Source organism: Streptomyces sp. CO7 (genome assembly GCF_053474865.1).
Genome location: NZ_JBRIOU010000002.1, coordinates 1,244,824 through 1,254,790 on the forward strand (window position 1 = coordinate 1,244,824; position 9,967 = coordinate 1,254,790).

Annotated in this window: 10 protein-coding genes; 9 read left to right on the forward strand and 1 reads right to left on the reverse strand. The window is 74.7% G+C overall.

Going from position 1 to position 9,967, the window contains the following annotated elements:
• Positions 1-234: 234 nt before the first annotated feature.
• Positions 235-735: a TspO/MBR family protein gene (locus ACOV8S_RS07620; RefSeq protein WP_448316879.1), complete on the reverse strand. Its 501-nt coding sequence runs from the start codon at positions 733-735 to the stop codon at positions 235-237.
• Positions 736-872: 137 nt separating this feature from the next.
• Between ACOV8S_RS07620 and ACOV8S_RS07625 the strand changes: the two genes are divergently transcribed.
• The 9 genes from ACOV8S_RS07625 to ACOV8S_RS07665 form a co-directional block, all read left to right on the forward strand.
• Positions 873-1,568, forward strand: a complete 696-nt coding sequence (locus ACOV8S_RS07625; RefSeq protein ID WP_448316880.1) for a gas vesicle protein — start codon at positions 873-875, stop codon at positions 1,566-1,568.
• On the forward strand, positions 1,565-2,521 hold the full coding sequence (locus ACOV8S_RS07630) for a gas vesicle protein (RefSeq protein ID WP_448316881.1): 957 nt from the start codon (positions 1,565-1,567) through the stop codon (positions 2,519-2,521). Before ACOV8S_RS07625 ends, ACOV8S_RS07630 begins: the two co-directional genes overlap by 4 nt.
• Positions 2,522-2,555: 34 nt before the next feature.
• Positions 2,556-2,870 carry a gas vesicle protein K gene (locus ACOV8S_RS07635; RefSeq protein WP_108953034.1) on the forward strand — a complete coding sequence of 105 codons (315 nt, stop codon included), beginning with the start codon at positions 2,556-2,558 and terminating at the stop codon, positions 2,868-2,870.
• The gene (locus ACOV8S_RS07640) at positions 2,867-3,679 is read left to right on the forward strand and encodes a GvpL/GvpF family gas vesicle protein (RefSeq protein WP_448316882.1); all 813 of its coding nucleotides are present in this window, start codon (positions 2,867-2,869) and stop codon (positions 3,677-3,679) included. The genes ACOV8S_RS07635 and ACOV8S_RS07640 overlap by 4 nt, the downstream gene beginning before the upstream one ends.
• 10 nt (positions 3,680-3,689) lie before the next feature.
• Entirely contained in the window at positions 3,690-4,772 is a 1,083-nt protein-coding gene (locus tag ACOV8S_RS07645; protein WP_448316883.1) for a P1 family peptidase, read from the forward strand.
• A gap of 88 nt (positions 4,773-4,860) precedes the next feature.
• Positions 4,861-6,378, forward strand: a complete 1,518-nt coding sequence (locus tag ACOV8S_RS07650) for a glycoside hydrolase family 71 protein (RefSeq protein ID WP_448316884.1) — start codon at positions 4,861-4,863, stop codon at positions 6,376-6,378.
• A 90-nt stretch (positions 6,379-6,468) separates the two neighbouring features.
• Positions 6,469-6,972: an FBP domain-containing protein gene (locus ACOV8S_RS07655; RefSeq protein WP_448316885.1), complete on the forward strand. Its 504-nt coding sequence runs from the start codon at positions 6,469-6,471 to the stop codon at positions 6,970-6,972.
• A gap of 201 nt (positions 6,973-7,173) precedes the next feature.
• The gene (locus ACOV8S_RS07660; RefSeq protein WP_448316886.1) at positions 7,174-8,001 is read left to right on the forward strand and encodes a hypothetical protein; all 828 of its coding nucleotides are present in this window, start codon (positions 7,174-7,176) and stop codon (positions 7,999-8,001) included.
• 176 nt (positions 8,002-8,177) lie between these two features.
• The coding region (locus ACOV8S_RS07665; protein WP_448316887.1) for a PAS domain S-box protein at positions 8,178-9,967 on the forward strand (1,790 nt) is incomplete at its 3' end.

Consider the following 9,967-nt stretch of genomic DNA (forward strand, 5'->3'; position numbering starts at 1 on the left):
CGGCGGGCGGTGACGGCGACCGCCGCGCCCTCGCCCCGGTGCCGCCGTGCCCTTGCCGCAGGGCTGCGCGGCCTCGCTCGCTGCGGGCGCCGGCGCCTTTGCCGCGTGGCTGCCCGGCCCGTGGCGCGTGGCTGCGCGGCCTTGCCGCGGGGCTGCGCGCTGCCCGCCGCCGTGGGGTCTGCCCGGGGCTCCCGGGCCGAACCCGGTCCGGCAGCGATCGGCGGCTTCGCCCCGTCAGCGGTTGCGGCGGGCGATGGAGGAGCTGAGGGCGGTGGCGAAGAGGCACCAGCCCGCGTACGGGAGCAGCGCCGCGGCGGCCCTGCGGTCGCTGCGCGCCACCCGACGGATCAGCTGGAGGTTGCTCGCGTCCAGCAGCAGTGCCCCCCACACGCCGCCGGCCGGGCTGCGCCGGCCGAAGAACAACCAGGTCCAGGCCGCGTTCAGTGCCAGGTTGGCGCCGAACCGGGCGGCCAGGGCCCGCCGTTCGCGCCCCCGCGCGCGGTTCAGCGCACGCCCGGCGCTCCACGCGATCGTGCCGTACAGCGGGGTCCACACCGCCGGGAAGGCCGCCGCAGGCGGCTGCCACGACGGTTTGTCCAGCCCGGCGTACCAGTCGTCGGAGGGGCCGGCGGCCCGCGCCCCCACCCAGGCGCTCAGGCCCACGGCGGTGCTCGCGGCCAGGTAGGGCCACCGGTCGGTCGTGGCGCTCCGGGCGCCCTCGGGTGCGTCGCTCATCCGCGCCGGGTACCCCTTCGGGGCGGAAGCGACCGGACGCGCCACGGACGGCGTACCCGGCCGCGCCGTGACGCCCGTCGCGCAGGAGGGGGCGCACGGCCAGGTGTGTGCCGGGGCGGACCGGTAACGCGTAGGGAATGAACGAGGAACAGACCAGACTTCCCGCCCCTCGGGCGACCGGCTCCCCGGGTGCTTCGGAGCGCTGGGCTGGCTCCTTCGGGTCGCCCGCGCCCCGTACCGTCGCCAACGCCCGGGCCCTGGAGCCGCGGCGGGACGGCGAGGGCAGCCTCGCCCACGTCGTCGAGACCCTGCTCGACAAGGGCCTCGTCCTCAACGCCGACATCATGGTCTCGGTCGCCGGCGTCGAACTCCTCGGCATCCGGCTCCGTGCCGCTCTGGCGTCGTTCGAGACTGCCTCCCGCTACGGCCTGGAGTTCCCCGCGGGGACGGACACCGACACGGCGGCCTGGCGTGAGGCCAAGGAGGAGAAGGAAGCCTGCCCGCAGTGCGACAAGAAGGTGCCCACCAAGCAGCTGCTGGACGAGTGGTGCCCCTGGTGCGGCTGGCGCAGCGCGCAGGCGCTGTCCCGCGCGGCCACCGACACGGGTGAGGGCGGCGGGGAGCCCGGGGAGCTGGAACAGCAGCGACCGGCCCGGGTGAGCGAGGAACGCGCCCGGAGGACCCCCGCGCGCAAGGCCGCCGCCCGGAAGACCGGCACGGCCCGCAGGCGGACCTCGGCTCCACGGAAGGCCGCCGCTCGCAAGGAGGCGCCCCGCAAGACCGCCGAAGCGCGCAAGGAGACCACGGAGACCAAGGAGGAGGAGAGCGAGTGACCGAGTCGCGGCCCGCGATGAAGCCCACCCGCGACCCCAGGGTCACCCTCGACGACCTGGTCGAGGTGCTGCTGAACAAGGGCGCCGTGCTCCACCTCGACCTCATCGTCGCGGTCGCGGACATCCCGCTCATCGGCGTCAGCCTGCGCGCCGCCATCGCCGGCATGGAGACCATGCTGGAGTACGGCATGCTCCGGCAGTGGGACGAGTCCACCCGCGCCTGGGCGGAACGTTCCGTCCGGCGTGATCTCGACCTGCGCGCGGGGGAAAGCCTGGTGACCCGGATGCCCGGCGGCCACCTGCTGGAGGAGGGCGTGTACACCGGATGGCGCCCCGGCGGCGTCCACCTCACCGACCAGCGGCTGGTGGTGCTGCGCCGCGACCCACGGGAGGTCCTCTACGAGGCCGGGGTCCGCGACCTGCGCACCGTCCAGCTCGAGACGGAGACCACCGTCGGCGGTGAGCAGCGCACCCGGCTGCGGGTGGCCACCCTCGACGGCCGCACCGCCCTGCTCTCGGCCGCCGACCCGCACGGTCTGCACGAGGCGCTGAGGGGCCTCAACCCCGGCCTGACCGCCCTGCCCGCCGCCCCCGAGGCCGCGCCCGCGGACGAGGTGGAGGAGCATCTCTGGTACCAGGAGCCGCGCCGCAGCGGTCCGCTGTGGCGGGGCGGCAAGGGCAGGCTCGGCCCCACCGGACTGATGTGGAAGTCGCCGCTGGACGCCCGCCCTGCCCTGGTCGTGGCGCCCGGCGAGATCCTCGGCGCGCACATCGAGCCCGGCCGCAGCCCCGCCGGCGACGGACTGGTCATCGTGCTGGAGACGGTGTCCCAGGGGAGGGTCACCCTCGCCGCCGAACAGCCCCGGCGGTGGGCCGAGGCCCTGGCCGCGACGGCCGCCCCCGACATGCCGCTCGCCCCCGAGAGGCCGGACACCCCGGCCCCCGTGGCGTGACGGCGAGCACCGCAGGACAAGGAGACGACAACCCATGGCTCTCACGGTCGACGAGAAGAGTCTCAAGCACGGCGTCCTCGCCCTGGTGCTCACCCTGGTCGAGGTGATCCAGGAGGCGCTGGAACGCCAGGCGCTGCGCCGGATGGAGGGCGGGGACCTCACCGAGGAGGAGCTCGAACGCCTCGGCGACGCCCTGCTCGAACTGGACGAGGCGCTGGAGGAGATCAAGGAGGACCACGGCATCACCACCTCCGTGGCCGATCTCCACCGCGGCCTCGACGAGGTGGTGGACGACGTGGTGGACAAGCTGGTCAACCCGGCGCGCTGGGCGGAGGAGGCCGGCCGATGAGCGACTCCGCCCTCTACGTCTACGCACTCCTGCCCGACGTCCCCGGCGACCCGGCCGACGGCGTGACCGGTCTCGACGACCGCCCGCTGCGCGTCCTGCGCGCCCCCGGCACGGGCCTCGCCGCCCTGGTGCACGACGGTCCGGCCGAGCCCTTCGAGGGCGCCGACGAGACGGTGCGCCGCTGGGTGGTCGAACAGGACCGCGCCGTCGTCGCCGTCTGGGAGAGGAGCGGCGCCGTCCTGCCGATGACCTTCAACGTGCTGGTCGCGCCGGGCGCGGAGGCCGGCGCGGAGGAGCGGCTGTGCGCCTGGCTCGGCGAGCGTGCCGAGGAACTCGGCGCCCGCCTGCGGGAACTGGACGGCCGCGCCGAACTGCGCGTCGAGCTCACGGTGGACCGCGAGGCGGCCACCGGCGAGGACGAGCGGGCCCGCGCGCTGGAGGCCGAGATGGCCGACCGCTCGCCCGGCATGCGCCGGCTGCTCGCCAAGAAGCTGGAAGGGCTGCGCAAGGAGGCGTCCGAGCGGCTGGCGGACAGCATCCACGCCGATGTCCGCCGCCGCCTCGCCGCGGTGGTGGAGGACATCCGGGACCGCACCCGCAGCGTCCGCGACCCCCGCGAGGCGGAGGTGATGTCGGCGGCCCTGCTGGTGCCCGCGAACGAGATCGAGACCGTCGGCACGGTGCTGGCCGACGTCCAGGACAGCCACCCCGCGGTGCGGGTCCGCTTCCTGGGCCCCTGGCCGCCGTACTCCTTCACCGAACTGCCCGCCGGTCCCGGCGCCGCGGAGGAGCCGATGCCGGCGGGATAGCGTGCCGGGCATGAGCGACGCGCTGCCCCCCCGCCCCTTCCCGTCCGCCCGCCCCTCCCCGCCGGGCCCTGCCCGCGCCCGCGAACTCGGCCTCTCCAGTGGGCCGTTCCCCGCCGGCCCGCACAACGCGATCACCGACGTGGCCGGGGTGCGGGTGGGGCACACCACCCTGTGGGAGCCGCCCCGGGTGCACAGCGGCGTCACGGCGATCGTGCCCGGCGGCGTCGGACCGGAGAGTCCGCTGCCCGCCGGGCTGTTCGCGGGCAACGGCTACGGCAAGCTGATCGGCGCGACGCAGATCGCCGAACTGGGGGCGATCGAGACCCCGGTGCTGCTCACCTCGACGCTCTCCGCCTTCCGGGTCGCCGACGCGCTGGTCGGGTGGGTGCTGGAGCAGCCCGGTCGCGAACAGGTGCGCAGCCTCAACCCCGTGGTGGGGGAGTGCAACGACGGGCTGCTCTCGGACATCCGCTCCCGCCCGGTGCGCGAGGAGCACGTACGGGCCGCGCTGGACGGGGCGGCCGGCGGGCCGGTGGCCGAGGGATGCGTCGGCGCGGGCACCGGGACCACGGCACTGGGTTTCAAGGCGGGCGTCGGGACGTCCTCCCGCGTGGTGCCCGTGGCCGGGCAGGACGCCGTGGTGGGCGTCCTGGTGCAGGCGAACTTCGGGGGAACGTTGCGGGTGCTGGGTCGTGAGGTGACGCCCGCCGACGTCGGGGTGCCGGCCCGGCCCCCGGAGCCGGACACGGGCTCGTGCATGGTGGTGACCGCCACCGACGCGCCGCTGGACGCCCGCCAACTGGCCCGCGTGGCGCGCCGGTCGGTGTACGCCCTGGGGCGGGTCGGCGCGTCGTTCAGTCACGGCAGCGGGGACTACGGCCTTGCGTTCGGGACGCGGACGCCGCGCGGGCCGGTGCCGGACACCGCACTCGACCCCCTGTTCCGGGCGGTGCTCGACGCAGTGGAGGAGGCGGTGCTCAACTCGCTGCTGGCGGCGCGGACCACCCTCGGCGTCCGCGGCGACCTGCTGCACCCCTTGCCCGGGCAGGCGCTGCGGGAACACCTGGACGGGCCTCGAACAAAGGCGGAGTGACTCCTTCGGGGCATTGCGGGCGCGGAGCCGGTCGGCTTGACTGGGCGGCGCGCGGCCCGACCCGCCGCGCGGCCGGGGGAGGGCACCCATGGAGAACACCACAGTACGGCGCCACGCCTTACCGGGCCGGAGCCGCCGCCGGGCCGGAGTCGCTGCCCTGATCGGCATCCTGCTCCTGGTCGGCGCGGGCACCGGGCTCGGCTTCGGCGCCGGAGGCGACCGCGACACCCCCACCGCCGCCGCGGCGCGCGACCCGCTGCCCTTCGACCTGCCCTCCACCGAGCGGCTGCGCTCGAGCGACCGGCTGGTCTTCGCGCACTACTTCACGCCCTACCCGCTCTCCCTGGACAACCGCCCCGCCGACGAGGACTACTACGCGCGCAACTACCTCGCCGCCGACGGCGAGAGCGGCAAGCACGCCGCGTACGGCGGCCTGCTCCGCGACCGGCCGCTCCCGGTCGAACCGGCCTCGGGCGACTGGCGTTCGGCGCACTACCGCCAGGAAGTCCGCACCGCCGTGGCCGCCGGGATCGACGGCTTCAGCGTCGACCTGCTCTCCCTGGAAGGGCCCAACTGGGAGCGCGTCCAGCTGCTGATGCGGGCCGCCCGCGAGGAGGACCCGGGCTTCCGCATCATGCTGATGCCCGACATGAAGTCCCTCGACGCCGACCCGGCCACCCTCGCCCGCGCCCTCGCCGAGCTGGGCGCCGCGCCCAACGCGCACCGGCTCGACGACGGCCGGCTCGTGGTGTCCCCGTTCAAGGCCGAGGAGAAGCCGGCCGGCTGGTGGCGCGAGGTGCTGGACACCCTGCGCACCCGGCACGGCGTCCGCACCGCCTTCGTCCCCGTCTTCCTCGACCTGACCTCGCACGCCGACGAGTTCGCCCCCCTCGCGCACGGCTTCTCCACCTGGGGCAGCCGCAGCCACACCACCCTCGGCCACTACTCCGAGCACGCGGAACTGGCCCGCAGGCACGGCAAGCTCTGGATGCAGCCCGTGGCGGTGCAGGACGCCCGGCCCAACCAGGGCGTGTACGACGAGGCGGGCAACACCGAGACCCTGCGCGGGAGCTGGAACCACGCCATCGAGGACGGCGCCGACTGGGTGCAGCTGACCACCTGGAACGACTACTCGGAGAGCACCCAGTTCGCGCCCTCGTCGCACAACGGGCACACCTACCTCGACGTGAGCTCCTACTACCTCGCCCGGTTCAAGACCGGCTCCTGGCCGCGCGTCGTCCGCGACACGGTCTACCTCACGCACCGCGTCCAGCCCCACGACGCCCGGGCCGCCGGCCAGCCGGAACCCATGCGGCCGCGCCCCGGATCGGCCCCCGCCCGGGACACCGTGGAGGTGCTCACCTTCCTGGCCCGCCCCGGGGCGGTGGACGTCACGGTCGGCGACCTGCACGAGCGGTTCACCATGGAGGCGGGGGTGCGGGCGGAGCTGCTGCCGCTGCGGCCGGGGCGCACCGCCGCGGAGGTCACCCGCGGCGGGAGGACCACCACCGAGGCCGTCACCCGGTTCGCCGTCACCACCTCTCCCGAGGTCCAGGACCTGCAGTACTACGGGGTCACCGGAGGGCGCCCGGCCGAGCGGCCGTGAGCGGGACCCGGGTGGCCAGGAAGGTGACCGCTCTCACCTAGAGAAATAATCATTTTGCCTAAAGGTATTAGGCGTCCTAGCCTCGATGGCGTGCGAGAGATATCCGAGACCGACATCCGCAACAGCTTCGTGAACTGTTCCAAGGGCGAGGCCAAGCGCCTCGGCCTTCCCCGGGACCTGGCGGAGCGGCCCTGGGAGGACCTGGACTTCCTCGGCTGGCGGGATCCGGGCGCCCCCGACCGCGCCTACCTGGTCGCCGAACGGGAGGACGGCGGGCTGCTCGGCCTGTCCCTGCGGGCGGTCTCCGCGGGCGCCGCGCGCGGCTTCACCGCCAGGTCCCTGTGCTCGCTCTGCCTGACCACCCACGTCCGCGGGGACGTGGTGCTGATGTCCGCCCGCCGTACCGGTGAGGCCGGGCGGCAGGGCAACACCGTCGGCCAGTACCTCTGCGCCGACCTGGCCTGTTCGCTGTATCTGCGCGGCGTGAAGGAGAGCGCGGCCGGGCGCGGCTTCGAGGAGAGCCTGGGGCTGGAGGGCAAGGTCGCCCGCATGCGGGACAACCTCGACGCCTTCCTCCGCATGGTCACCGCCTGACCGCGGGCCTCGACGAGGAATCGGCCGCGGCCGACAGGGACTCGGCAGGACAGCCTCGTCGGGGAGAGCGGAAAGCGGCGATTGCGGTTCCCCGAAGCACCTCCTAGGCTGCCGCTGTTCGCCCCTACTCCCGGAAGTGTGACGCCTGTTGGGCTCGACCGGGCGTTGCTTCCGGAGGAGACGGCACTGAGAAGACACACCGTGCGGCGGTCGACGGCGGTCGTCGCGTTCGCCCTGACGGCCCAACTGCTGAGTGGCTGCGCCATCGACAAGGGTGACGCCCTCGCCGAGGAGTTCGAAGAGGACTGGCGCGGAACCTCCGACGTCGCGCGGGTCGACACCCACGGGCAGAACACCCTCCCCTTCCTGGGGGACGCGCGGGGCACACTCGTGCTGGAGGACCACGCACCGGCGGACCGCGTGTCCGAACTGACCGGCGAGCTGCGGGACTACCTCGCCGCGAACGGCAGCTACACCGGAAGCATCCAGGCCGACGACATCACCTTCTCCGTGGTCGAGGACAAGGGCGTCGACATCACGGTCGTGGCCCTCTGGAAGTCGCTGGCGGCCGACGACCGTGTCGTCGCGGGTGAGATCACCGACTCGCCCCGGATCAGCGGCCACGAATGGGGCGCCTACGTCGAGACGGCCGAACCCGCCGACGCCGTGAGGGTCGCCGACGCACTGGTCTCCCAGGGCAGCAGCTACCGGGCCTCCCCCGTGACCTATCTGACGGTGTACACGACGCTCGGAGTGACACCTGAGGTCCGCGTCTCTCCGGGGGAGGAACCCGGCGACCTCGACGAGGCACTGGCCGCCTACGAGGCCGTGGCCGCCGAGCACTCCGTCGTGCGCGCGACGCTGGGCCCCGGGGGCGTGTACCTCTCCATGGCGGCCGGGACGGACCTGGAGGCCGCCCGGGACCTGGCCCGCGAGGCGGCGCCGTCCCTGCGGAGCGTCGAGGTCGCCCCCGGCATCGGTACGGCCACGGCCACGGGCACTGCCACCGGGGAGGCTCCGCCTCCATGAACCGTAGCTGAGTCGAACACCTCGACCACGTCCTGGGCGCGGCCGTCCAGCGAGCTGTGGCGCTCGCCCGTCCGTCCGGCCTTCCGACCGCCCGACCCTTGGGTCAGCTGGGAGGTCCGTCCGCGGTCGGCGGTGTCTGCCGGGCCGGTCGTCCCGCGTGACGGACACTGAGAGGCATGTCCGACATCGTCCCGAAGCATCCCCTTTCCCGCCGGTTCGCCCCCCGCCCCGAGAGCGTGGGGGAGGCCCGGAGGTTCGTGCGGAAGGTCCTCGGCCAGGACGCCGGGGAGACGTGCGAGGTCGCCGAGCTGCTGGTGGACGAGCTGGTGAGTAACGCGGTGCTGCACGCCAGGAGCGCGGTCGAGGTGACGATCCGGCCGCGGGAGGACCACACCGAGGTCAGGGTGAGCGACGAGCGGCCGGGCCTGGGCCTGATGCCGCAGCAGGAGTTCCACCCCTTCGCGGCCACCGGGCAGGGACTGTCCCTGGTCCAGCGGCTGGCCACCCGCTACGGGGTGGAGTCCGGCGGGGGCCGCAAGACGGTGTGGTTCGAGGTCGGCCCCGCGCGTACGCCGCCGGTCCCCTCCAGTTGGGGGACCACCGCCCAGGACCCGGGACCGCGCAGGACCGTCACCCTGATCGACCTGCCGGGCTCCCTCTACACGGCGTCCCACCGCAACCGGCACGAGCTGCTGCGGGAACTGGCGCTGGCCGCCTTCGGCGGCGACACCCTCGGCGTCCGCCCCGAGGACCTGGCCGTCGCCAACGACGCCAACCACCTGATCAGCGTCTGGGTGACCGCGGCGCTCGACCGACAGCCGCCCTCCGAGGTCGGCACCAGCACCCTCACCCTGTCGGTGCCGGCCGACGCCTCACCGTCGGTGCTGGTCCTGCGCCAGGTGCTCGACCAGGCCGAGGCGGCGGCCCGCGACGGACGGATGCTGGCCCGCCCCGCCGTTCCGGCGGTCCGTGCCCTGCGGAGCTGGCTCTTCGGCCAGATCGCCGGGCAGCTCGCCGGCGGTCACCCGACCGCCTGGACCGTCATCCCGCGCGACCCGAAGCCGGGCCCGCTGGAGACCGTGCCGTTCGACCCGGTCCAGGTGCGCGACAGCAGGACCCCGACGGTCGCCGCCGACGAGGAGAACCGGATCGTCGCGGTGAACGCGGCGGCCGCCGGGATGCTGGGCTGGGAGCCGGGCGAACTGGTCGGGCGCAGACTGCTCACGATCATCCCCGAGCACCTGCGGCAGCGGCACAAGGAGGCGTTCACCTCGCTGCTGTTCACCGGGCGGGCCCGGATCCTGGGCCGGTCCGTCCCGCTGCCCGCGCTGCACCGGGACGGCCGGCAGGTGCCCATCCGCCTGGTCGTCCAGACGCAGCACACCGCGGACGGCCGCACCCTGTTCGTGGCCCACCTGATCCCGAGGGCCGGAGAGGCCGCCTCCGCGGCGCGCGAGAGGACCGGGGAGGAGACGGAGGCCCTGCAGCCGCACCCCGAGGCCCGCCCCGTCGTCACCCCCGAGGTCCAGCCGGAGGACGGCCGGCCACAGGACCCGCGGGCCGCCGCCCCCGTGGGCAGCGAGGCGATGGCGCGCCTGGCGATGATCGTCGACACCGGGCGGGCCGTCACCGACTCCTCCGACCCCGACGGCGGGCTGCGCGAGGTGTGCCGGATCCTCACCGGACGCTTCGCCGACTGGTGCGTGATCGACCTGTTCGGCGTGGACGGAACCGGGGAGCGGGTCGGCGTGGTGCGCCGGGACCGCCGCGGACGCCCGGCGGCGGGTTTCGAGGGCGCCCTGCCGCCGCTGTCCGAGAGCGCGCGCGGGCCACTGGCCCGGGTGCTGCGCGGCGCGGGCCCCCTGCTGCTCCCGGGAAGCGGGGCCGACGAGCCGCCGGGCCAGGTCGGCAGTCCGCTGGACGCCCGCCACCGGGCCCTGTTCGAGACGCTGGGGGCGGACAGCGC

What these genes read in the sequence shown, in the direction of transcription:
- ACOV8S_RS07620 (WP_448316879.1), bottom strand. Translation starts at nt 735, where the DNA reads ATGAGCGACGCACCCGAGGGCGCCCGGAGCGCCACGACCGACCGGTGG.
- ACOV8S_RS07625 (WP_448316880.1), top strand. Translation starts at nt 873, where the DNA reads ATGAACGAGGAACAGACCAGACTTCCCGCCCCTCGGGCGACCGGCTCC.
- ACOV8S_RS07635 (WP_108953034.1), top strand. Translation starts at nt 2,556, where the DNA reads ATGGCTCTCACGGTCGACGAGAAGAGTCTCAAGCACGGCGTCCTCGCC.
- ACOV8S_RS07640 (WP_448316882.1), top strand. Translation starts at nt 2,867, where the DNA reads ATGAGCGACTCCGCCCTCTACGTCTACGCACTCCTGCCCGACGTCCCC.
- ACOV8S_RS07645 (WP_448316883.1), top strand. Translation starts at nt 3,690, where the DNA reads ATGAGCGACGCGCTGCCCCCCCGCCCCTTCCCGTCCGCCCGCCCCTCC.
- ACOV8S_RS07650 (WP_448316884.1), top strand. Translation starts at nt 4,861, where the DNA reads ATGGAGAACACCACAGTACGGCGCCACGCCTTACCGGGCCGGAGCCGC.